The sequence below is a fragment of the Palleronia abyssalis genome, from assembly GCF_900302445.1.
GTDB classification, from domain to species: Bacteria; Pseudomonadota; Alphaproteobacteria; order Rhodobacterales; family Rhodobacteraceae; genus Palleronia; species Palleronia abyssalis.
On the sequence record NZ_ONZF01000001.1, the window covers coordinates 531,760 to 553,070 of the forward strand.

Sequence of the window (21,311 nt, forward strand, 5' to 3'; positions counted from 1 at the left end):
GACCTGAGATGGCATGGCTTTACCTCGTGCTGGCCGTCGCGGCCGAAACCGTGGGCACCTCGGCCCTGCAGGCCAGCCAGCAGTTCACGCGGCCCCTTCCGTCGGTGCTGGTGGTGCTGGGCTATGGCGTGGCCTTCTGGTTCCTTTCGCTGACCCTGCGGACGATCCCGGTGGGCGTGGCCTATGCCGTTTGGTCGGGGCTGGGGATCGTGTTCATCGGGGCCATCGGCTGGATCGTCTTTCGCCAGCCCCTGGACCTGCCGGCGATCCTGGGCATGGCGCTGATCCTGTCGGGCATCCTGGTAATCCAACTTTTCTCGGGGGCGACGCCGCACTAACTCGCTTTTTCGTGATGGGCCTCTAACTTGGGCAACATGGAACAGATCCTGGGGCCCGTGTGGGACACCCTTCCCGAGCCGATGCGCGTCCAGATGGGCGGCTATGCCACCGCGTTCTGGCGCGCGCTGCCGCAGATCGTGCTGGCGGTCGTGTTCCTGGCGCTGGTGTGGCTGGCGGTCAGGATGGTCAACTGGATCGTCCCAAAGGCACTGGGGCGCGCGCGGATGCGGCGGGCCATGCGCGACGTGATCGTGATGCTGCTGACCGTGGGCCTGTGGTTGATGGGGGTGTTGACCGCGGCGACGATCGCCTTTCCGTCGATCACGCCAGGAGAGGCGCTGGCGGCGTTGGGCGTCGGCGGCGTGGCCATTGGCTTTGCCTTTCGCGACGTGTTCGAGAATTTTCTGGCCGGGATCCTTCTGTTGATCCGAGAGCCGTTTTCGAAGTCGGATTTCATCGAATGCCAGGGCATCGACGGCCAGGTCGAGGATATCACCATTCGCGATACCCATATCCGCCAGACGGACGGGCAGCTGGTGGTCGCGCCCAACGCGATGTTCTTCAAGAACCCCGTCACGATCCGCACCGCGACCGGGCTGCGCCGGACGACGATCATCGTCGGCGTCGCCTATGGCGAAGATGTGGATGCCGCGCGCGAGGTCATCACCGAGGCGGTGCGGCACGTGGATACAGTCCGTGACGATGTGAAGGACGTGCAGATCTTCGCGCAGGAATTCGGCGACAGCTCGATCAATTTCGAGGTCACGTGGTGGACCGGATCGAAGCCGGTCGACATTCGCCGGTCGCGCGACAAGGTGGTGGCCGCGGTCAAGCGCGCCCTCGACGAAACGGGGATCGAGATCCCGTTCCCCTATCGCACCCTGACCTTCAAGGAGCCGCTGCCGATCCGGCAGCGCGACGACGATGCTTAAGGCGCATGAGGCGGCGTTCGACGCGGCTTTACCCTGGGTGGCAGAGGCCAGGCGGTTCGCGGTCGAGGGACTGGCCATCGACCGGCCGCATCCCGGGCCCCACCAGCCGGTGTTTCGCTGGGTTTACGGGCTGAACCGTGTGACACCGTTGCGCCTGCCATGGTGCGGATTGTTCGTCGCTCATTGCCTCCGCCGTTCATTCGGCGAGATCCCCCTGCCTCGCGGTCATGCCCGCGCGCGGCCCTGGATGGGATGGGCCGATCCGAGCGAGCCGCAGATCGGCGCGGTGATGGTCTTCTGGCACTACCATCCGCGCCTTCCGTTCGGGCATGTCGCCTTCTATGTCGCCGAGGACGATACGGCGTTCCACGTTCTGGGCGGGAACCAGTTGAACAAGGTCTGCATCATGCGCTATCCCAAGGTACGGCTTCTGGATTGCCGATGGCCCGGCGGCCCTGTCCCCACGGGACAGCGTATTTTCGCGCCGCCCGGGCACGCGCATCCGTTCGGCTGAGCGTATTGCCGCTTTCCATTGCTGCGGTTGCACGGTAAGGCGCGCGCGACCCCGGAAAGGACCTGACTCATGGATCTGCGCAATATCGCGATCATCGCCCACGTCGACCACGGCAAGACCACGCTTGTCGACGAGCTTCTCAAGCAATCCGGCGCGTTTCGCGAGAACCAGCAGGTTGCCGAACGCGCAATGGATTCCAACGACCTGGAACGCGAACGCGGGATCACGATCCTTGCCAAGAACACCTCGGTCGAGTGGAAGACCACCCGTATCAACATCGTCGACACCCCCGGTCACGCCGATTTTGGCGGCGAGGTCGAGCGGATTCTGTCGATGGTCGATGGTGTCGTTCTGCTGGTCGATGCCGCCGAAGGCCCGATGCCGCAGACGAAGTTCGTGACCTCCAAGGCGCTGGCGCTGGGTCTGCGGCCGATCGTGGTGCTGAACAAGGTCGACAAGCCCGATGCCGAGCCGGACCGCGCGCTGGACGAGGTGTTCGACCTGTTCGCCTCGCTGGACGCGGACGAGGATCAACTGGATTTCCCCCATCTCTACGCCTCGGGCCGCAACGGCTGGTGCGACAGCGAGCTGGACGGCCCGCGCAAGAACCTGGATGCGCTGTTCAACCTGGTAGTGCGCCACGTGCCGCGCCCCAAGCAGCAATCGCGCCAGGACGAGGATTTCACCATGCTGGCGACGACCCTGTCGGCTGACGCCTTCCTGGGCCGCCTGCTGACGGGCCGCGTCGAATCGGGCAAGCTGAAGGCGGGCGCCACGGTGAAGGCGCTGTCGCGCCAGGGCCAGCATATCGAACAGTTCCGCGTCAGCCGCATCCGCGCGTTCCGGGGTCTGGACTATACCGATATAGACGAGGCCGTGGCGGGCGACATCGTCACCCTGTCGGGCATGTCGAAGGCCACCGTGGCCGACACGATCTGCGCGCTGGCGGTGGATGAGCCGTTGGAAGCCCAGCCCATCGACCCGCCGACCATCACCGTCACCTTCGGCATCAACGACAGCCCGCTGGCGGGTCGCGACGGCAAAAAGGTGCAGTCCCGCGTCATCCGCGAGCGGCTGATGAAGGAGGCCGAGACCAACGTCGCCATCAAGGTGACCGACACCCCCGGAGGCGAGGCGTTCGAGGTTGCCGGTCGGGGCGAACTTCAGATGGGCGTGCTGATCGAGAACATGCGCCGCGAGGGGTTCGAGCTGTCGATCTCCCGCCCCCGCGTGCTGACGCGCGACATCGACGGAGTCGAGCACGAGCCGATCGAGGAAGCCACCATCGACGTGGATGACGAGTATTCCGGCGCCGTGATCGAAAAGCTGACCGGGCCCCGCAAGGGCGATCTGGTCGAGATGAAACAGGCCGGCGCGGGCAAGACGCGGATCGTCGCGCATATCCCCTCGCGCGGCCTGATCGGGTATCACGGCGAGTTCCTGACCGACACGCGCGGCACGGGCGTGCTGAACCGGGTGTTCCACGAATGGGCGCCACACAAGGGACCGATCCCCGGGCGGCGTCAAGGTGTCCTGATCTCGATGGAATCGGGGCAGTCCGTGGCCTACGCGCTGTGGAAGCTGGAAGACCGCGGCAAGTTCTTCATCGGCTCGCAGGAGCAGGTGTATCAGGGCATGATCCTGGGCGAGCACAACCGCGACAACGACCTCGAGATCAACCCGTTGAAAGGCAAGCAGCTGACCAACGTGCGCGCCTCCGGCACGGACGAGGCTGTGCGCCTGACGACGCCGGTGACGATGACGCTGGAACAGGCCATCGCCTATATCGACGACGACGAACTGGTCGAGGTGACGCCCAACGCCATCCGCCTGCGCAAGCGGTTCCTTGACCCGCACGAGCGCAAGCGCAGCGCCAAGGCCAGCTGACGAACGGACAAGCGCCCGGGGATCGTCCCCGGGCGCTTTCGTTTCAGGCAGGGTGAAGGACTAGTCTGCCGACAGGAAATCCAGGATCGCCTGCGCTGAGTCGTTGGGATTCTCGAACACGGCGGCATGGCTTGCCCCGTCGATCACCGCCAGCGTGCCGTCCTGCGCGGCATCGACCATCTGCTGGCTGATGGCCACCGGGTAGACCGGATCCTCGATCCCCACCAGCGCCAGCACCGGAACGTCGACCGATTGCAGCGTCTCGGTGCTGTCGGGACGGTCGGCCGGTGCGGTTGAACCGCCAAGCGCACCGTCGATCGAGGCCTGCTCGATCATCGTGGTCAGGTCGTCTGGCATCGTCGCCTGCTCGCCCGGGTGCGCCTCGCCGGTCAGCATCTTGGACATTATTAACAGGATTGTCCTGCTGCTCCTCCAGAACGGTATACGCGCCGTCCCAGATGCCGGCCGGGTGTGGATCCTCGATCAACAGCATGTGGCGCAAGACGTTTGGGCTCTGGCGAGACATCTCGAACCCGATAGGGCCGCCCATGGACATCCCACCGACCGCCGGCGTGGTCGTTGCCGTAGCCGCGGTGGTCAATGGTCACGACGTGGTGGTCGTCTGGCGTGCCACGTATTCATCCGAACAGCGCGCCCGACATGGGATTACCGTACAGCAGAAGCAGCGCATCGCCTTGGCCGCTTTCGCACTGGACGATCTTCGCGCAGTTGACGCTGACGGTCTGGCCGTCGCGCGCGTCAGGGGGTCAGGGGCCGGAGGATCAAGGCTGGCCCTGCGCGGCGGCTGGCAGCGAGGGCACCCATCAGCGGGACGGGGGCGGCGAAACGGTGGAGGTGGGGGGTATGCTCACCTCTCGGGCCCCGTACGAACTGCAGTGCCTACGCAAAGTCAGGAGAGGTTCCCGGGGTGCGACCGAAGTGCCGCACCCCGGGGTCGGTATCGGGCCGCTCAGCGCGTATAGACGACAACCTCGGGGATGTCGGTCAGGGGAATCTCCAGAAGCCGCATAGCCGCTATGGACAGGGTCGCGCCGCCATCGCCGGGACGCAGTTCGACCAGACCGCTCTGGCCGTTGGCGGGGTTCTCGATCCGCCCGGGCTGGACCGAGGTCACTAGGTCAGTGCGGATCCAGAGGCCCGGATCACCGACGTCGCCCAGCGATGCCGTGACCTGCCCCAGGCGCTGCCCCCCTTCGGAGGGCGCCTGTGCCGCGGCTTTCTGCGCGTCCGTGGTGGTGTCGAACTCCGCGGCCGTGCGCGCGCCCGAAGATGGCGCCGGGGCCTGGACGACGGCGGCCACCTCGTCGTCGGTTTCGGGCGCGACGGGGGCCGGGGCCGCGGCGGGCGCGTCCGGAACCGGGGCGGTGTCCTGGCGGTTGAAGGTCTCGGACACCTGCGAGCAGGCCCCGAGGGCGATGACGAGCGCAATGGCGCTGAACGGAACGATACGAGTCATGCCCGCAGGTTAGCCACAAGCCCTGCGCAGTCACAACGACCAAAGCACCCTTGCCGACCCCCGGGCCGGCCCATAGGTATCGAGATATGACAGCACCCCTCATCGACCCGTTCCAGCGCGCGATCAGCTATCTGCGTGTCTCCGTCACGGACCGCTGCGACTTTCGCTGCGTCTATTGCATGTCCGAGAACATGCAGTTCCTGCCCAAGAAAGAGCTTCTGACCCTGGAGGAGCTGGACCGGATGTGTTCAACCTTCATCCGGCTGGGCGTGAAGAAGCTGCGCATCACCGGCGGTGAGCCTCTGGTGCGGCGCGATATCATGACGTTCTTCCACGGAATGCGCCGCCATCTGGAAGCCGGAACGCTGGAGGAGCTGACGCTGACCACCAATGGTAGCCAGCTGCACCGTTTCGCGGACGATCTGTATGCCGCGGGCGTGCGGCGGGTGAACGTCTCGCTCGATACGCTGGACGAGGACAAGTTCGCCCGCGTCACTCGCTGGGGCCGCCTGCCGCAGGTGCTGAAGGGGATCGACGCGGCCCAAAAGGCGGGGCTGCGCGTCAAGATCAACGTCGTCGCGCTGAAGGGTTTCAACGAGGAAGAGCTGTTCGACATCGTGGACTGGTGCGCCGAGCGCGGCATGGACCTGACCTTCATCGAGGTCATGCCGATGGGCGATCTGGGCAACGAGGACCGCGTGGGGCAGTACTGGTCGATGAAGGATCTGCGCGGCCAGCTGCAACAGCGGTTCACCCTGACCGACCTGACCAAGCGCACCGGGGGACCGGCGCGCTATGTGAAGATCGAGGAGACGGGGCAGGATATCGGCTTCATCACCCCGCTGACGCATAATTTCTGCGAAAGCTGCAATCGTGTGCGCCTGACCTGCACGGGCGAACTTTACATGTGCCTGGGCCAGGAAGACATGGCCGACCTGCGCGCGCCGTTGAGGTCATCCGAGGACGACCGCGTGCTGGAGGAAGCGATCCGGGCGGCGATCTCTCTGAAGCCCAAGGGGCATGATTTCGACTATTCCCGGCAGGAAGCGGGCGGTCAGATGACCCGCCACATGAGCCACACCGGCGGCTGATGCGGGGCGGTCTGCGCCTGACGGCCATCGGCGGCGCCGAGCGGCTGATCTGGCCCCTGATCGCGCGCCGGACCCGGCGTCGGTTCGTCCGGAATGGCGGTCCGCCGGATCGTTGGTCCGAACGTCTGGGCCACACCCACGGGCGACCCGACGGTGCTGTGATCTGGGTCCACGCCGTCAGCGTGGGCGAGATGATGAGCGCCCTGCCCCTGATCGACGCGATCCTCGACGCCCGGCCCGACGCGCATGTGCTTCTGACGACCACCACTGCATCCTCGGCCGCTTTGGCCGGAATGCGACTGCCCGACCGCGCGCTGCACCGGTTTGCCCCCATCGACCACCCCGCGGCCGTGCGCCGGTTCCTGGACCACTGGGCGCCGGAACGCGCCGTGTTCCTGGAAAGCGAGCTGTGGCCGACGCAGATCGCGGCCCTTTACCGCCGCGGCATCCCATTGGCGCTGGCCTCGGCCCGAATCTCGGCGCGGGCGGCGAAGGGCTGGGGGCGGTCGCCACGGCTGGCGCGCGCTGTGTTCGGGCGGATCGGGTTGATCCTTGCGCAGGACGCGGACACGGCCGAGCGGGCGCGCAGCCTCGGCGCGCCACGGGTCGAGATCGGTGGGTCGCTGAAGCTGGCCTCGGCCAAGCTGCCCGTGGACCCGGAAGAACGCGCTCGCTTTGCCGACGCGATCGGGACCTCTCCGGTCTGGGTCGCCGCATCGACCCACCCGGGCGAGGAGGAGATCGTCCTGCGCGCTCAGGACCGGATCCTGACCGCGCGGCCCGGCACGATCTGCATCCTGGCGCCGCGGCACAAGGAACGGGGCGACGAGGTGTCGATCCTGCTGACCGAACCGGCGCGCCGCAGCCGCGGGGGGCTGCCCCGGCCCGGGCGCGTCTATCTGGCCGACAGCTACGGCGAGCTGGGGCTGTGGTTCTCGCTGACGGGGACGGTGTTCCTGGGCGGGTCGATGATCCCCGGCATCGGGGGGCACAACCCGTTGGAGCCTGCGGGCTTCGGGTGCCGCATCATCACCGGGCCGCACACGGAAAACGCGACGGCGGATTTCACCACGCTGGCGCGTGAGGGACGGGTCACGCGGGTGCGCGACGACATGGAGCTTGCGACGGCCGTGCTGGCGACGCTGGACACGGCCCCCGATGCGGGGCTGACGGGCGACCCGGACCGCGCAAGGCGCATCGCGGCGGCGTGCCTGACGCTCTGAGCCTCGACAAATCTTGCGCGGAAGGCCACACCCAGACCATGCCCGAGCTTTTTGTTACCAACTACAACACGCGCTTCACCGGCGTCTCGTCCACCGCGCAGCGCATGGCGCGGCACCACATGGGCCGCTACGACCTTGCGCTGGTGGGCCACCCCCTGCCCGGCCTGCCCGACCCGATCACGGCGAAACGGGCGCGGCGGCTGTCGCGCAGCCCGTCGAACGGGCGGCCCTGCGCCATCTGGCACGTGCGCCGCGACCCCGAGATGATCTCGGCCCTCTATGCCCGCGACGTGCTGCGGCTGCCGATCCGCACGGTCTTCACCTCGGCCGCGAAGCATCGCCATTCGGCCTTCCCGCGCTGGCTGATCGGGCGGATGGACGCGGTGATCGCCACGTCGCCCGATGCGGCGGCGTTCTTTCCGGACGTGGCCGCGACCCTGCCCCATGGTGTGGATGTCGAGAATTACCGCCCCGCGCCCGACCGTCGCGCGGCGTGGAAGGCGCTGGGATATGGCGGCGAGACGGGCGTCGCCATCGTCGGCCGCGTCCGCCCCGAGAAGGGCACCGACGTCTTCGTCGATGCGATGATCCGCGTGATGCAGGACGATCCGGACGTGACCGCCCTTGTCATCGGCATGGCCAAACCGTCCGAGGCCGAGTTCCAGGCAGGGCTGGAGCGGCGCGTGACCGAGGCGGGCCTGCGCGACCGGTTCCACTTTCTGGGCTTCGTCGAGGGCGACGTGCAGGCCGATATCATGCCAGCGCTATCGCTGATCGTGAACGTCGCGCGTTATGAACCCTTCGGCGTGGTTCCGGCGGAAGGCATGGCCGCGGGCACGCCCTTCGTGTGCTCGGACACTGGGCATTACCGCGCGTTCTCGGACGGGGGGCGGACCGGGCTGATCGTCCCGCCGGGCGATGTCGCGGCGGCGGCGCAGGCGGTGGCCGAATTGCTGGCCGATCCCGATCGGATCGAGGCGATGGGCCGCGCCGCGCGCGATAAGGCCGTGCGCGATCATTCCATCGGGGCAGAGGCGGATGGCGCGGCCGAAATCTATGAACGCCTCTGGGCGGGCGAGGATCTGGCGGTTCACCGCGCGGGGCGGACGTAACGCTCGATGAAGTTGCGCAGGATGCGCCCCGCATGGGGCGTCTTCACCGCGCCAATCCGGTCGATCAGCTGCGCGGCCTCGGCCGGGGCGAAATAGCCGCGGTCGGCATAGACGCGGATGCGCAGGGCGAAGCTGGCGCCGTCCGCCTCGGGGTGGAACTGCGTGGCATAGACATGGCGGCCGTGGCGGATCATATGGAACGGGCAGGTGTCGCCCCGCACCAGGTGGACGGCGCCAGCGGGCAGCTCCTGCACCGCTTCCTTGTGGGCGGTCAGGCCGGTGAAGCTGTCGGGAACGCCCGCCAGGATCGGATCGGCGCGACCGTCTTCGGTGACGGTCAGGGGCGCGGCCGAGATCGGCTCGGCCCCCGCTGACTTGTCCACCCGCGCGCCCAGATGCGCGGCCAGCGCGCCGATCCCGTAACACAGGCCAAGGAACGGCAGATCCCGCGCGGCGGCCTCGGCCACGACGGCGGCACTGCGGGCGGCGATGCGCGCCTCGGCCGCCGGGACTGTGTCGGGCGGATCGCTGACGCAAGCCGGGCCGCCGCCAAGGATCACGGCCCGGGCTCCTTCAAGCGGCGGGGGATCGTCGCGTTCCAGCCGGACGCGACGGACCTGCGCTTCGGTCAAGCCCCCGCGCGACAGGATGGCGCGGTATTCCTCTTCAGCGGCCTCGTCCTCGGGGCGGCCTTGCAGCAGAAGGACGCTCACCCCTGGGGCAGGCGCTGTTCGGCCAGCGTCGCCCAGTAGGCCACGCCTGCGGGGATCGCGTCGTCGGTGAAATCGTAATCCGACGCGTGAAGCGGTGCGGTCTCTCCGTTGCCCACCAGGATATAGGCCCCCGGTCGCGCCTCGAGCATGAAGGCGAAATCCTCGCCCCCCATGATCAAGTCGGCCGCACTGCAGTCGCCTGCCACCGCGCGCGCGGCGTCGGCGGCGTATTCGGTCTGGGTCGCGTGGTTGGCCATGACCGGATAGTTGCGGTCGTATCGCAGCTCGGCCCGGGCACCGTGGGCGGCGGCGATGCCGGTCGAGATCTGCGCGATCCGGTCCTCGGCCATGTCGCGCATCGCGGGGACCATGGTGCGCACGGTGCCCTTCAGATGCACGCGCGAAGGGATCACGTTGTCCGCCTGGCTGGAGCTTTCGATGCCGGTCACCGACACGACAAGCTGCTGCGTGGGGTCCGCGACGCGGCTGGCCAGCGTCTGCAGCGCGGTGACGATCTGGGCCGAGATCACGATGGGGTCCACCGTCTCGTGCGGTTTGGCGGCGTGGCCCCCCTGCCCGATCACGTCGATACCGAAGATGTCCGTCGCGGCGAAGAAGGCGCCGGGGCGGATCGCGAATTCGCCCACCGGGATCCCGGGCCAGTTGTGCATGCCGTAGACTTCCTGAATCGCGAAGCGGTCCATCATGCCGTCCTTCACCATCTCGTCCCCGCCGCCGCCGCCTTCCTCGGCGGGCTGGAAGATCACCGCGACGGTGCCGTCGAAGGCGCGCGTCTCGGCCAGGTAGCGCGCGGCGCCCAGCAGCATGGCGGTGTGCCCGTCATGACCGCAGGCGTGCATCTTGCCGGGGATTTCGCTGGCGTAGGGGGCGCCGGTCGTTTCGGTGATGGGCAGGGCGTCCATGTCCGCGCGCAGGCCGATGCAGCGCCCCGGTCCGGTGGTGCCGTGGATCAGGCCGACGACACCGGTGCGGCCGATGCCCTCGACCACCTCGTCGCAGCCGAAGGCGCGCAGCTTGTCGGCCACGAAGCGCGCGGTCTTGTGCGTTTCGAACAGGATCTCGGGGTTGCGATGCAGGGTCTGGCGCCAATCGGCGATCTCGGGGGCCATGTCGGCGATGCGGTTGCGGATGGGCATGGGATCCTCACAGGTGGAACGCGGCGCGCCTTGTCCCGTCGGAGAAGCGCGCGAAGCGGAACGGGGACAGGTCGTGGCCCGGATCGCGGCCGAGCGCAAGGTCGGCAGTGACGCGGCCCACCCCGGGCCCGATGCCGAACCCGTGACCTGATAGTCCTGTCAGGCAGATCAGTCCGGGCAGGTCGGGGACGTGGTCGATCACGGGGATCATGTCGGGCAGGCCGTCGATCATGCCTGCCCAGGCCTTCGTGACGCGCACCTCGCCCAGATGGGGGAACGCGGCGGCGAACTGGCGGGCCATGCGGCGCACGAAGCGCAGGTTCGGGGGCGGGTCGAGGACGCGCATCGCCTCGAACGGGCCGGGGGCGTCCTCGGACCACGTCCGGGGCAGTGTCCAGGCGTCGGGGTAGCTGCGGGGGGACGCGGGGCGCAGGTTCGTCGACAGGATGTCGCGGCGGAAGACAGGCCAGTAATCGCGGGCGTGGCGAAATGCGGCCGGGCCCAGGAAGAAGTCGTGATCGAAGGACGGGGCCAGCGAATAGGCCCCGTCGGTGCGACGTCGGAAGGCGAAACGGTCGTCGACGCCCTGCCCGGCGAAGACCTCGGGCAGGACCTGAGTTCGCCCCACTGTCGCGCGGACCGAAAGTTGTGGCAGCGCGACGCCATGGCGCTTGAGCAGTTTCGCCGACCACGCGCCGCCGGCGAGCACCACGCGCGGCGCGCGGATGCGGCCCGCCTCGGTGACGACGCCCGTGACCTGCCTCCCTTCGAGGTCGAGCGCGCGAACCGCGCAATTCTCGCGGATAGTCACGCCGGTGCGCGCGGCCAGACGGGCCAGAGCGGGGACGGCCACCCAAGGCTCGGCCCGACAGTCCGAGGGGGTCCAGAGGGCGCCGATCCAGTCGGCGCGGGCATCGGGCAGCATACTCGACATCTCTGTCGAGCCCACGACACGGCTGTCGAGTCCGTGGCCCGCGGCGATCTGCGCCCAATTCCGGTATCGCTGCAGCGTCGCCTCGTCCGACGCGAAATAGAGCGTCCCTGTCTGCCGAAGGCCCAGATCCTCGTTGGTTTCGGCTTGCAACGCGTGCCAGTTCGCGACCGCTTCGATCACCAGCGGAAGCTCGTCCGGGTCGCGACCCTGCTGGCGGATCCAGCCCCAGTTGCGCGAGGATTGCTCGCCCGCGATGCGCCCCTTCTCGCACAGGACCACGCGGGCGCCGGATTTCGCGGCGTAATAGGCGGTGGTGACGCCCGCCACCCCGCCGCCGATCACGATGAGATCGGCGGCGGACGGGAGGGGGCTGTCATGATGTACAGGGGTGTCGAGTGTCACGGGTCCGGTGGGTGTCATGGGCCGAAGGCTGTGCCGCCTGCGTCGAAAGGTCAAGCGGGGCTGGACGCGACGCGGCCCGCCCTATCTGCGCCCTGACGAAGGAAAGTGCATGCCCGATCAAAATCTCGCCGAAGGTTCGGTGACCCGCGCCGTTCTCAAGGTTTCGGCCCCCATGACGCTGGGTATTTTCGGCGTGATCTCGGTCGGGCTGGCGGACGCGTATTTCCTGGGCCGGGTCGGGCAGACGCAGCTTGCCGCGGTGGGATACATCTATCCGGTGACGGTGGCAGTGACGTCCTTGTCCATCGGCCTGTCGGCAGGGGCGAACGCCGCGCTCAGCCAGTCGATCGGACGGGGCGACGACAGCAACGACACGATCCGGATGGGGATGCACGCGCTGGGTCTGGGGCTTCTGGTCGGCCTTTTCGTGGGCGGTGCGCTGTGGGCCGTGCAGGGCCCGCTGTTCGCGGCCATCGGCGCGGGCGAGGCCGTGCGGCCCGAAATCGCCGCCTACGTGTTCTGGTGGGCCATGTCCTTCCCGTTCCTCGTCCTGTCCATGCTGATCGGCGCGATGTTCCGCGCGCGTGGTGACGGGGTGACGGCGGCCACGATCATGGTCACGCAGGCGGCCGGGAACATCGCGCTAGATCCGCTTCTGATCTTCGGGGTCGGCCCCTTCCCCGAGATGTCGACGGGCGGCGCGGGCTTTGCGACTTTCGCGGTGCGCATGGGGGCGACCGTGGGCGGCCTTCTGTGGGCTTGGCACAAGGGGCTTTTGACGACTTGTCGTGATCCGTTCGCATGCATCGGCACCTCCGGACGCCTGATCGGCCAGGTCGGCTTGCCCGCCGCCTTGTCGAACGCGATCAACCCCGCGGGCATGGCGATGGTGACAGCTGCCGTCGCCACCCTGGGCGAGGCCGCGGTCGCGGGCTTCGGGGCGGCCACGCGGGTGCAGACGTTGGCGCTGGTTCCGCTTCTGGCGCTGTCTTCAGGGATCGGGCCGGTGGTCGGGCAGAACTGGGGCGCGCGGCGTACCGGGCGGGCGCGATCCTCGGTCCGGGTGACGTGGATGATGTGCGTGGGCTACGGCGCAGCGGTGGGACTGGTGCTGCTGCTGTTCGGCCAGACGATCTCGGGCTGGATCGCATCGGGCGCCGAGGACGCGGCGATCTCGACCACTTACCTTCGGATCGTCGGGTTTTCGCTGTTCGGATACGGGGTGCTGGTGACCGGGAACGCGGCGCTGAACGCGCGATCCAAGGCGGTTTGGTCCATGGGCCTGTCGCTGTCGCGGATCTCCGCGGTCTATCTGCCGCTGGCCTGGATCCTCGTGGGCGTAATGGGGTTCACCGGCATCGCCATCGCGGCGGCCACGGCGAATGTCGCGGGGGCGCTGGCGACCCTTTGGGCCACGAGCCGCACCGGGCTGTGGCCGTTGGGGATCCGGGCCGAGCCACACGGCGCGCCCGTCGCGGGGGAGTAGAGCCGGATCAGTGCAGCGCGCGCTTCACCCGCCAGAGTGCGAAAGCAGTCAGCGCCACGACGATTGGTACCAAAAGCGCGGTGCCGACAGCCTCCGAAAGGCCCGCGGCCTCCATCGCAGGGGCGAAGGCGTAGGCGGCCAGGCTGACGGCATAGTAGCTGATCGCGACGATCGACAGCCCCTCGACCGTACGTTGCAGGCGCAGCTGCAGGTCGGCGCGGCGATCCATGCTTTCCAGAAGCTCCTGGTTCTGGGCCGAGCGATCCACGTCCACACGTGTGCGCAGAAGGTCGCCCGCGCGCAGGGCACGCTCGCTCATCTCGCGCAGGCGGGTGCGGGTGGCCTTGACCGTACGCATCGCGGGATCGAAGCGGCGCATCATGAACTCGGCGAAGGTCTGGCGCCCCTCGAACCGGGTTTCGCGCAGCGCACCGATGCGTTGCGTGACCAACGCCTCGTAGGCCTCGGTCGCACCGAAGCGGAACGAGGATTGCGCCAGCACCGTCTCGAGCTCGGCCCAGACGCTGAGCAGGCCCTTCAGCGTCGTCTCCGGCCGGCTCGCCTCGCCCGTCATCTCGTCCATCAGGCGTGACAGGTTGCGGTCGAGCTCGCTCATCTTCGGCGACAGTTGACGTACGCGGGCGAGGCCCAGCATCGACATGGTCTTGTAGGTCTCGATCTCGGCCAGGCGCTGAACGATGCGGCCCGTGCGCCGCTGACCGATGCCGGGCGAGGTGAAGACCACCATGCGCATGTGCCCGCCCCCGTCGATGCGGAAATCGGACGCGATCAGTGCGGCCCCTTCCAGAACCTCGCTAACTGCTAGGCTTTCGGGGACGAACCACTTCGCCAGGCGGTCGCGAATTTCGGCCGTCTCGGGGCGATCCTCGACCCGGATCAGGGCCGAGGTGATGCGCACGCCGGGGCTTTCCTTCAGCCAGTCTGCGGGAAAGACGTCGAACACGCCGCGGTCGAACGCCTTTTCGGCCACGCCGTCGCCGAATATCGTGTAGGTCACGAACTCGGTATGGCTTTCCCATTTCAGACGATGGCGCCCGATCTCTCCGAACCAGTGGGTCGCGCCGGGCTTGGGGTGCTGGGCGCCGAACCTGTCGAGCAGCGCGATCAGATGCGCGCGGTCCCGGTCCCGGTCACGGCGGGCGGCGTCCTGAGGGGCCTTGATCGCCAGGTAGGCGGCGTAGCACGGGGCCGACAGGGACGGGAACGGGCGGGCGTGAAGCTCGTTGGCGAGATCGTAGCGCAGCTCGTGATCCGCGATCCCGGTCATGTGTGCGGCCCGCTTGGCGCGCAACAACGTGGCACGTATGCAGCGATCACGCCGTGCCCCCCGGGATCAGGTCTTGGACGCCTTCTTGGCTGATTCCTCGACCTTGCGGACCGATTCCGACAGCTGTTCCTGCATGGACTTGTAGGCGTCCTCGTTCGCCTCGCGGGCGTTGTCGGCCATCTTGCGCATCAGCATCAGCGCCTCTTCCACGGCGTCGTTCACGGCCGCGGTACGGGCCTTCATCGCATCGGGGCCGGCATTCTCCTCGGCCCATTCGTATTGCTGGCGCGCGGCATGGGTCATCTTCTCGAAGATCTCCATCTGCTTGTCGAGAAGGTCCTTGTACGCCTCGGCCGCCGCCTTGTTGGATTCGGACATGGCCTCAAAATTGCGCTGATTGGCGCGGATCACCTGCTCCATGTCGAACATCTGCGCCTGCGGCTGCTGGAACGCCTGCATCATGGCCTGGGGGTTCCACATCCGCTGGATGCGTTCGGGGTCGAACGCATCCATCAGGCTGCTCATGTCGAAGGGGTTGTTCGGATTACGCGCCATTTTGGGTCCTCCCATGGATCCGGCCTATGCGGCTCACGATAAAGGGAACGGGCCCGCGATCAAGCGTGGCGGTCGATGTCAGGGACGTTTCTGTCGGACGTGATCCGCGAAAAGGGGCGACCCGGATCCGCGGATCCGGGTCAGCAGTGCTATTTCTTCTTCGGGGGCATCAGGTCGGTGATCGTGCCCTCGAACATCTCGGCCGCGAAGTTTACCGTTTCCGAAAGCGTCGGATGCGGGTGGATCGTGTGGCCCAGATCGACCGCATCGGCCCCCATCTCGATGGCCAGCGCCACTTCCGAGATCAGGTCGCCCGCGTTGGTGCCGACGATGGCGCCGCCGATCACGCGGTCGTCCTCGGGGTCGAAGATCAGCTTGGTGATCCCTTCCGAGCGCGCGTTCGACAGGGCCCGCCCGGACGCCGCCCACGGGAAGACGCCCTTGTGGATCTTGATCCCCTGCTGTTTCGCCTGCTCTTCTGTCATGCCGACCCAAGCGACCTCGGGGTCGGTATAGGCGACCGAGGGGATGACGCGCGCGTCGAAGGCGCGTTTCTCGCCCGCGCAGACCTCGGCCGCGACCTTGCCCTCGTGCACCGCCTTGTGGGCCAGCATCGGCTGGCCGACCACGTCGCCGATGGCGAAGATATGGTTCGCATTGGTGCGCTGCTGGTGATCGACCTCGATGAAGCCACGATCGGTGACCTGAACGCCCGCCTTGTCGGCCGCGATCTTCTTGCCGTTGGGCGTGCGGCCCACGGCGACCAGCATCTTGTCGAAGGTCTCGGTCGTGGTTTCACCCTTGGCGTCCTCCCATGTGACGGTCAAGCCGTCGTCGCCGGACTTCACCTCGGTCACCTTGGACTTGGTGCGAATGGTCATGCGCTTTTCCATCCGCTTCTGCAGGGGCTTCACGATGTCCTTGTCGCAGCCGGGGATGATCTGGTCCATCATCTCGATCACGGTCACGTCCGACCCCAGCGCGTCATAGACGGTCGCCATCTCGAACCCGATGATCCCGCCGCCCAGAACGCACATGCGCTTGGGGATCGGGTCCAGCTCCAGCGCCCCGGTCGAGGTAACTACGCGCGGGTCGTCATGGGGCACGAAGGGCAGCTTCACCGCCTCGGACCCAGCGGCGATGATGCATTGGTCGAAGGTAACGGTCTTGGCGCCGTCCTCGGTCTCGATCGAGATCGAGTTCGCGCCGGTAAATTCACCCCAGCCGTGGACGACCGTCACCTTGCGCTGTTTCGCCAGCCCGGCAAGACCGCCGGTCAGCTGCTTGACCACGTCGTTCTTCCAGCTGCGCAACCCGTCGGCATCGATTTCGGGCTTCTGGAACTTCAACCCGTGGGACGACATCTCCTCGGTCTCGGTGACGATCTTGGCGGCGTGCAGAAGCGCCTTCGAGGGGATGCAGCCCACGTTCAGGCAGACGCCGCCGAGGCTGGCGTATTTCTCGATCAGCACGACCTTCTTGCCCAGATCGGCGGCGCGGAACGCAGCCGAATAGCCGCCGGGGCCGGAGCCGAGGACAACTACCTCGGCATGCAGGTCGCCCGAGCCGGAAGCGGTGCCTTCGGCGGCCTTGGGCGCAGGGCTGTCGGCCTTCGCGCGCTCTTCGGTCTTCTCCTTAGGGGCATCTTCCCCCTCTTCGGCGTCAGCACCTTCCAGCACCAGGATCACGTCGCCTTGGGTGACTGAATCTCCCTCCTTCACGCGGATCTCGGTGATCTTCCCGGCCGCGCTCGACGGGACTTCCATCGTCGCCTTGTCGGATTCAAGCTCGATCAGCGGATCTTCCTTGGCGACCGTGTCGCCGACAGAGACCAGAACGGCCACCACGGGCACGTCCTGGAAATCGCCGATATCGGGAACCTTCACATCGGTCATATCGGGTTCCTTACAGCATCAGCCGGCGCACGTCGCCGAGCAGGTATTTCAGGTGCGCCGCAAAGCGTGCGGCCAGCGCGCCGTCGATGGCGCGGTGATCGTAGGACAGGCTCATCGGCAGCATGTTGCGCGGCTCGAACTCCTGCCCGTTCCAGACTGGCTTCATGGCCGAGCGCGTCAGGCCCAGGATTGCCACCTCGGGCGCGTTGACGATCGGGGTGAACGAGGTGCCGCCGATCCCGCCGAGACTGGAGATCGTGAAGGTCGCGCCCTTCATGTCGTCGCCCTTCAGCTTGCCCTCGCGCGCGGCTGAAGACAGCTCCATCAGGTCGCGGCTGATCTGCTCGATCCCCTTGCGGTCGGCATCCTTGATCACCGGCACCATCAGGCCGTTCGGCGTATCCGCCGCGAAGCCGATGTTGTAGAAGTCCTTCTTGATCAGCTTGTCGCCGTCGGGATGCAGGGAGGAATTGAACTCCCAATGCTTGCGCAGCGCGCTGACGCTGGCCTTGATGACGAAGGACAGAAGCGTGACGCGATAGCCCTCTTCCTTGGCGGCGGTGTCAAGCTCCTTGCGGTACTTGTCCAGCTCGGTGATGTCCGCATCCTCGTTATGCGTCACATGTGGGATGTTCAGCCAAGAGCGGTGCAGCGCGGGCCCCGAGATCTTCTTGATCCGGGACATCTCGACCTCTTCCACGGGGCCGAACTTGGAGAAATCGACAGCCGGGATCGGCGGAATGCCCATGCCGCCCTGCGCCTGCGCCTGGCCACCCGCGGGGGCCTGGGACTTCAGCGCCTTCTCGACATCCTCGCGCAGGATCCGGCCCTTGCGGCCCGACCCGTTGACCTGGCGCAAATCCACCTCGACCCGGCGGGCGAAGGCCCGGACGGAAGGCGAGGCGTGGAACTTCGACGATCCGGTATCGACCACGGTGTTTGACGCGGGCTGCGGCGCGGTACCCTGACTTGGCCCGCCATCGCCATACCCTTCGCGGCTGCCCTTGGCGGCTGTCTCCTTCGGGGCGTCGTCTTTAGGGGATTCTTTCTTCGCCGCGTCGGCCTTGGCGTCAGCCTTTTTGTCGTCACCGTCACCAGCGTCGCTGTCGCCTCCGGCATCTTCTTCCTCGAGGATCAGGATGACGGTGCCTTCCGCGGCGGTGTCGCCTTCCTTGAGCTTGATTTCCTTGACCACGCCGGCGTGCGAGGACGGAACCTCCATCGTTGCCTTGTCGGATTCGAGTTCGATCAGCGGGTCTTCCTTGGCGACGGTGTCGCCTTCCGAGACCAAGACCGCCACGACCGGAACGTCGTCGAAATCGCCGATATCCGGAACTTTGACTTCTATCGCCATATCTCTGTATTCCCTCGTTCTTTTCCGGTCGCGCTCAGCTTAGGCGCGGGTTGGGCTTGGCGCCGTCGATGGCGTATTTCTGCACGGCCTTCTGCATCTCGTCCTTGGTGACGGTGCCCGCGCGGTAAAGCTCGTGCATCGCGGCCGCGGCGATGTGGTTGGCATCGACCTCGAAGAAGCGGCGCAGGTTCTCGCGGCTGTCCGACCGGCCGAAGCCGTCCGTGCCGAGAACCGTGAAGGGCTGCTCCACGAACCCGCGGATCTGCTCGGCATAGGTCTTCATGTAGTCGGTCGCCGCGATGATCGGTCCTTTCGCATTCTGAAGTGTCTGGGTGACGTAAGGCACCTTTGGCTCGTCCAGCGGGTTCAGGCGATTCCAGCGCACCGCGTCCTGACCGTCGCGCGCCAGTTCGTTGAACGAGGTGGCGGACCAAAGATCGGAGGTTACGCCAAAATCCTCTTCCAGCATCTCGGCCGCCTTCACGCTTTGCATGAAGATCGTACCGGAACCCATTAGATTCACGTGCTTCTCACCGGGCTTATCGGTCTTCTTGAACCGGTAAAGCCCGCGCTTGATCCCCTCTTCCGCGCCCATCGGCATTTCGGGGTGGACGTAGTTCTCATTCATCAGGGTCAGGTAGTAATAGACATCCTCCTGCTCGGCGAACATGCGGCGCATGCCGTCCTGCACGATCACCGCGACCTCGTAGCTGAAGGTCGGGTCATAGCTGATGCAGTTCGGCACCGTGGAGGCCAGGACAAGGCTGTGCCCGTCCTCGTGCTGCAACCCTTCGCCGTTCAGTGTGGTCCGGCCCGCAGTGCCGCCCAGAAGGAAACCCCGGGCACGGCTGTCGCCGGCGGCCCAGCATAGATCGCCCACCCGCTGGAACCCGAACATCGAATAGAAGATGTAGAACGGGATCATCGGGACGCCGTGGTTGGAATAGGACGTCGCCGCCGCGATCCAGTCAGCCATTGCACCGGCTTCGTTGATGCCTTCCTGCAGCACTTGGCCGTCTTGCGACTCCTTGTAGAACGACATCTGCTCGGCGTCTTGGGGCGTATAGTTCTGCCCCAAAGGGTTGTAGATCCCGACCGAGCGGAACAGCCCCTCCATCCCGAAGGTCCGGGATTCGTCCGGCACGATGGGCACCACGCGTTCGCCGATCTTCTTGTCGCGCAGAAGCGTCGTAAGGATCCGGACGAAGGCCATCGTGGTCGAGACCTCGCGATCCCCCGTCGATTGCAGTTCGCGCTTGAACGCGTCCAGCGCTGGCACCTCCAGCGCGGGCGCGCCGGTATAGCGCGACGGGAACGGCCCGCCCAGATCCTTGCGCCGGTCGGCCAGATAAGCCTTCTGTGCGTTGTTCAGCGTGACGAAGGGCGCCTTGGCGATGTCCTTGTCGTCCACCGGGATCTTGAAGCGGTCGCGCATGGCGCGCAGCTGCTCCTCGTCCATCTTCTTCTGCTGGTGGGTGGTGTTCTGCCCCTCGCCGGCCTTGCCCATGCCGTAGCCCTTGACCGTCTTGACCAACAGGCAGGACGGGCGACCGGTTGTCTCGGTCGCGCGCTTGTAGGCGGTATAGACCTTCTGCGCGTCGTGGCCACCGCGGCGCAGGCCGAAGATCTCCTCGTCGGTCCAGTCCTCGACCAGGGCGGCCGTCTCGGGGTACTTGCCGAAGAAATGCTCGCGGATATAGGCGCCGTCCTTCGATTTGAAGGTCTGGTAGTCGCCGTCGACAGTCTCGTCCATCAACTGACGCAGTTTGCCGGAGGTGTCGCGTTCCAGCAGGTCGTCCCAGCCCTTGCCCCAGAGGACCTTGAACACCTCCCAGCCCGAACCGCGGAAGCTGCCCTCAAGCTCCTGCACGATCTTGTGGTTGCCCCGGACGGGGCCATCCAGTCGCTGCAGGTTGCAGTTCACGACGAAGATCAGGTTGTCCAGCTTCTCGCGGGCGGCAAGGTTGATGGCGCCCAGGGACTCGGGCTCGTCCATCTCGCCGTCGCCGAGGAAGCACCAGACCTTGCGGTCCGACTTCTCGATCAGGCCGCGGTTCTCCATGTATTTCATGAAGCGCGCCTGATAGATCGCCATCAACGGCCCCAGACCCATGGAAACGGTGGGAAACTGCCAGTAGTCGGGCATCAGCCATGGGTGCGGATAGGAAGACAGGCCCGATCCGCCCGTCTCCATCCGGAAGCTGGCCAGATCCTCCTCGCTGATGCGGCCCTCCATGAAGGACCGGGCATAGATGCCGGGGATCACGTGGCCCTGGAAGAATACCAGGTCGCCGCCATGGGTCGCCGAGCGCGCGCGCCAGAAATGGTTCAGGCCTAGATCGTACATCACGGCCGAGGACGCGAAGGACGCGATATGCCCACCGATCCCATCGGTTGCCTTGTTCGCCCGCACAACCGTCGCCATCGCGTTCCAGCGGTTGATCGACCGGATGCGCTTTTCCATGTCCGCGTCGCCGGGGATCTCGACCAAGTCGTCGGCGGGGATCGTGTTCTGATAGGGCGTGGTGGAGGAAAACGGCAATTGCGCGCCCGAGGCCCGCGCCTGGCTGACCGCCTTGTCCAGCAGGAAATGCGCGCGGTCCGGGCCGTCGCGGGCGATCACATCCTCGATCGCCTCCTGCCATTCCTGGCTTTCCACCGGATCGATGTCGTCGTGGCCGTCTTTCATTGCGGGACTCCCTACCGTCTGGTCGAGGGAGGTCCGCGCGGCGGCATGGCACCAACGCAGCCCGCCTCCCTCAGGCTACATTTCGTCACTTAACTCATACAAAGCATGCTTCCACGGCAGCAGCCACAACCTCAACAAGTCTGCCATGCAATTTCGTCAACACGCTTGCAGTTTCTGCATGGCAGCGAAATTTCCTTTCCCTGCAAGGCCCTCAACCCCCTGCAAACATGCGCGCAAGATCGTTGCGCGTCGCCGTAGCCCTT

The 21,311-nt window shown here is 66.6% G+C and carries 18 protein-coding genes; 8 read left to right on the forward strand and 10 right to left on the reverse strand.

What is annotated here, in order from left to right:
- Nucleotides 1-8: 8 nt before the first annotated feature.
- The 4 genes from PAA8504_RS02680 (at nucleotide 9) to typA (ending at nucleotide 3,672) form a co-directional block, all read left to right on the forward strand.
- Nucleotides 9-338 (forward strand): DMT family transporter, encoded by a 330-nt coding sequence (locus tag PAA8504_RS02680; RefSeq protein WP_108892590.1) that lies wholly within the window; start codon nucleotides 9-11, stop codon nucleotides 336-338.
- A 36-nt stretch (nucleotides 339-374) separates the two neighbouring features.
- Nucleotides 375-1,271 carry a mechanosensitive ion channel family protein gene (locus PAA8504_RS02685; protein WP_370739665.1) on the forward strand — a complete coding sequence of 299 codons (897 nt, stop codon included), beginning with the start codon at nucleotides 375-377 and terminating at the stop codon, nucleotides 1,269-1,271.
- A complete protein-coding gene (locus PAA8504_RS02690) occupies nucleotides 1,264-1,785 on the forward strand; it encodes a CHAP domain-containing protein (RefSeq protein ID WP_108892591.1) in 522 nt (173 codons plus the stop codon). The genes PAA8504_RS02685 and PAA8504_RS02690 overlap by 8 nt, the downstream gene beginning before the upstream one ends.
- 69 nt (nucleotides 1,786-1,854) lie before the next feature.
- Complete coding sequence (typA, locus tag PAA8504_RS02695) at nucleotides 1,855-3,672, forward strand: translational GTPase TypA (protein ID WP_108892592.1); 1,818 nt, start codon at nucleotides 1,855-1,857, stop codon at nucleotides 3,670-3,672.
- 60 nt (nucleotides 3,673-3,732) lie between these two features.
- On the opposite strand, the gene PAA8504_RS02700 is transcribed toward typA, so the two are convergent.
- Nucleotides 3,733-4,077 (reverse strand): alpha/beta fold hydrolase, encoded by a 345-nt coding sequence (locus PAA8504_RS02700; RefSeq protein ID WP_108892593.1) that lies wholly within the window; start codon nucleotides 4,075-4,077, stop codon nucleotides 3,733-3,735.
- Nucleotides 4,078-4,642: 565 nt separating this feature from the next.
- Entirely contained in the window at nucleotides 4,643-5,149 is a 507-nt protein-coding gene (locus PAA8504_RS02705; protein WP_108892594.1) for a hypothetical protein, read from the reverse strand.
- Between the two features lie 86 nt (nucleotides 5,150-5,235).
- Between PAA8504_RS02705 and moaA the strand changes: the two genes are divergently transcribed.
- The 3 genes from moaA to PAA8504_RS02720 are packed head-to-tail and all read left to right on the forward strand — an operon-like array spanning nucleotide 5,236 to nucleotide 8,575.
- Nucleotides 5,236-6,240, forward strand: coding sequence for a GTP 3',8-cyclase MoaA (gene moaA, locus PAA8504_RS02710; protein WP_108892595.1), 1,005 nt, complete (start codon nucleotides 5,236-5,238; stop codon nucleotides 6,238-6,240).
- The gene (locus PAA8504_RS02715) at nucleotides 6,240-7,463 is read left to right on the forward strand and encodes a 3-deoxy-D-manno-octulosonic acid transferase (RefSeq protein WP_108892596.1); all 1,224 of its coding nucleotides are present in this window, start codon (nucleotides 6,240-6,242) and stop codon (nucleotides 7,461-7,463) included. Before moaA ends, PAA8504_RS02715 begins: the two co-directional genes overlap by 1 nt.
- A 38-nt stretch (nucleotides 7,464-7,501) precedes the next feature.
- Nucleotides 7,502-8,575 carry a glycosyltransferase family 4 protein gene (locus tag PAA8504_RS02720; protein ID WP_108892597.1) on the forward strand — a complete coding sequence of 358 codons (1,074 nt, stop codon included), beginning with the start codon at nucleotides 7,502-7,504 and terminating at the stop codon, nucleotides 8,573-8,575.
- On the opposite strand, the gene PAA8504_RS02725 is transcribed toward PAA8504_RS02720, so the two are convergent.
- The 3 genes from PAA8504_RS02725 to PAA8504_RS02735 are packed head-to-tail and all read right to left on the reverse strand — an operon-like array spanning nucleotide 8,554 to nucleotide 11,799.
- Nucleotides 8,554-9,288, reverse strand: coding sequence for a glutamine amidotransferase (locus PAA8504_RS02725; RefSeq protein WP_108892598.1), 735 nt, complete (start codon nucleotides 9,286-9,288; stop codon nucleotides 8,554-8,556). The genes PAA8504_RS02720 and PAA8504_RS02725 overlap by 22 nt on opposite strands.
- On the reverse strand, nucleotides 9,285-10,445 hold the full coding sequence (locus PAA8504_RS02730) for a M20 aminoacylase family protein (protein WP_108892599.1): 1,161 nt from the start codon (nucleotides 10,443-10,445) through the stop codon (nucleotides 9,285-9,287). The genes PAA8504_RS02725 and PAA8504_RS02730 overlap by 4 nt, the downstream gene beginning before the upstream one ends.
- Nucleotides 10,446-10,452: 7 nt before the next feature.
- Nucleotides 10,453-11,799, reverse strand: coding sequence for an NAD(P)/FAD-dependent oxidoreductase (locus tag PAA8504_RS02735; protein ID WP_108892600.1), 1,347 nt, complete (start codon nucleotides 11,797-11,799; stop codon nucleotides 10,453-10,455).
- Nucleotides 11,800-11,890: 91 nt separating this feature from the next.
- Between PAA8504_RS02735 and PAA8504_RS02740 the strand changes: the two genes are divergently transcribed.
- A complete protein-coding gene (locus PAA8504_RS02740; RefSeq protein ID WP_108892601.1) occupies nucleotides 11,891-13,267 on the forward strand; it encodes an MATE family efflux transporter in 1,377 nt (458 codons plus the stop codon).
- A gap of 7 nt (nucleotides 13,268-13,274) precedes the next feature.
- On the opposite strand, the gene PAA8504_RS02745 is transcribed toward PAA8504_RS02740, so the two are convergent.
- The 5 genes from PAA8504_RS02745 to aceE all read right to left on the reverse strand — a co-directional run bounded on the left by PAA8504_RS02745 (nucleotide 13,275) and on the right by aceE (nucleotide 21,048).
- Nucleotides 13,275-14,555, reverse strand: a complete 1,281-nt coding sequence (locus tag PAA8504_RS02745) for a DUF3422 family protein (RefSeq protein ID WP_108892602.1) — start codon at nucleotides 14,553-14,555, stop codon at nucleotides 13,275-13,277.
- A 66-nt stretch (nucleotides 14,556-14,621) separates the two neighbouring features.
- Nucleotides 14,622-15,110 (reverse strand): phasin family protein, encoded by a 489-nt coding sequence (locus PAA8504_RS02750; protein ID WP_181375669.1) that lies wholly within the window; start codon nucleotides 15,108-15,110, stop codon nucleotides 14,622-14,624.
- Nucleotides 15,111-15,259: 149 nt separating this feature from the next.
- Nucleotides 15,260-17,005, reverse strand: a complete 1,746-nt coding sequence (lpdA, locus tag PAA8504_RS02755; protein ID WP_108892604.1) for a dihydrolipoyl dehydrogenase — start codon at nucleotides 17,003-17,005, stop codon at nucleotides 15,260-15,262.
- Nucleotides 17,006-17,015: 10 nt separating this feature from the next.
- Nucleotides 17,016-18,359 carry a dihydrolipoyllysine-residue acetyltransferase gene (locus tag PAA8504_RS02760; protein WP_108892605.1) on the reverse strand — a complete coding sequence of 448 codons (1,344 nt, stop codon included), beginning with the start codon at nucleotides 18,357-18,359 and terminating at the stop codon, nucleotides 17,016-17,018.
- A 34-nt stretch (nucleotides 18,360-18,393) separates the two neighbouring features.
- Nucleotides 18,394-21,048: a pyruvate dehydrogenase (acetyl-transferring), homodimeric type gene (aceE, locus tag PAA8504_RS02765; RefSeq protein ID WP_108892606.1), complete on the reverse strand. Its 2,655-nt coding sequence runs from the start codon at nucleotides 21,046-21,048 to the stop codon at nucleotides 18,394-18,396.
- Nucleotides 21,049-21,311 lie beyond the last annotated feature (263 nt).

Coding starts and splice junctions, on each gene's coding strand:
- typA (WP_108892592.1), top strand. CDS start 1,855: ATGGATCTGCGCAATATCGCGATCATCGCCCACGTCGACCACGGCAAG.
- PAA8504_RS02750 (WP_181375669.1), bottom strand. CDS start 15,110: ATGGCGCGTAATCCGAACAACCCCTTCGACATGAGCAGCCTGATGGAT.
- aceE (WP_108892606.1), bottom strand. CDS start 21,048: ATGAAAGACGGCCACGACGACATCGATCCGGTGGAAAGCCAGGAATGG.
- PAA8504_RS02735 (WP_108892600.1), bottom strand. CDS start 11,799: ATGACACCCACCGGACCCGTGACACTCGACACCCCTGTACATCATGAC.
- PAA8504_RS02715 (WP_108892596.1), top strand. CDS start 6,240: ATGCGGGGCGGTCTGCGCCTGACGGCCATCGGCGGCGCCGAGCGGCTG.
- PAA8504_RS02685 (WP_370739665.1), top strand. CDS start 375: ATGGAACAGATCCTGGGGCCCGTGTGGGACACCCTTCCCGAGCCGATG.
- PAA8504_RS02740 (WP_108892601.1), top strand. CDS start 11,891: ATGCCCGATCAAAATCTCGCCGAAGGTTCGGTGACCCGCGCCGTTCTC.
- PAA8504_RS02745 (WP_108892602.1), bottom strand. CDS start 14,555: ATGACCGGGATCGCGGATCACGAGCTGCGCTACGATCTCGCCAACGAG.
- moaA (WP_108892595.1), top strand. CDS start 5,236: ATGACAGCACCCCTCATCGACCCGTTCCAGCGCGCGATCAGCTATCTG.
- PAA8504_RS02705 (WP_108892594.1), bottom strand. CDS start 5,149: ATGACTCGTATCGTTCCGTTCAGCGCCATTGCGCTCGTCATCGCCCTC.
- PAA8504_RS02690 (WP_108892591.1), top strand. CDS start 1,264: ATGCTTAAGGCGCATGAGGCGGCGTTCGACGCGGCTTTACCCTGGGTG.
- PAA8504_RS02720 (WP_108892597.1), top strand. CDS start 7,502: ATGCCCGAGCTTTTTGTTACCAACTACAACACGCGCTTCACCGGCGTC.
- PAA8504_RS02730 (WP_108892599.1), bottom strand. CDS start 10,445: ATGCCCATCCGCAACCGCATCGCCGACATGGCCCCCGAGATCGCCGAT.
- PAA8504_RS02760 (WP_108892605.1), bottom strand. CDS start 18,359: ATGGCGATAGAAGTCAAAGTTCCGGATATCGGCGATTTCGACGACGTT.
- lpdA (WP_108892604.1), bottom strand. CDS start 17,005: ATGACCGATGTGAAGGTTCCCGATATCGGCGATTTCCAGGACGTGCCC.
- PAA8504_RS02680 (WP_108892590.1), top strand. CDS start 9: ATGGCATGGCTTTACCTCGTGCTGGCCGTCGCGGCCGAAACCGTGGGC.
- PAA8504_RS02700 (WP_108892593.1), bottom strand. CDS start 4,077: ATGTCCAAGATGCTGACCGGCGAGGCGCACCCGGGCGAGCAGGCGACG.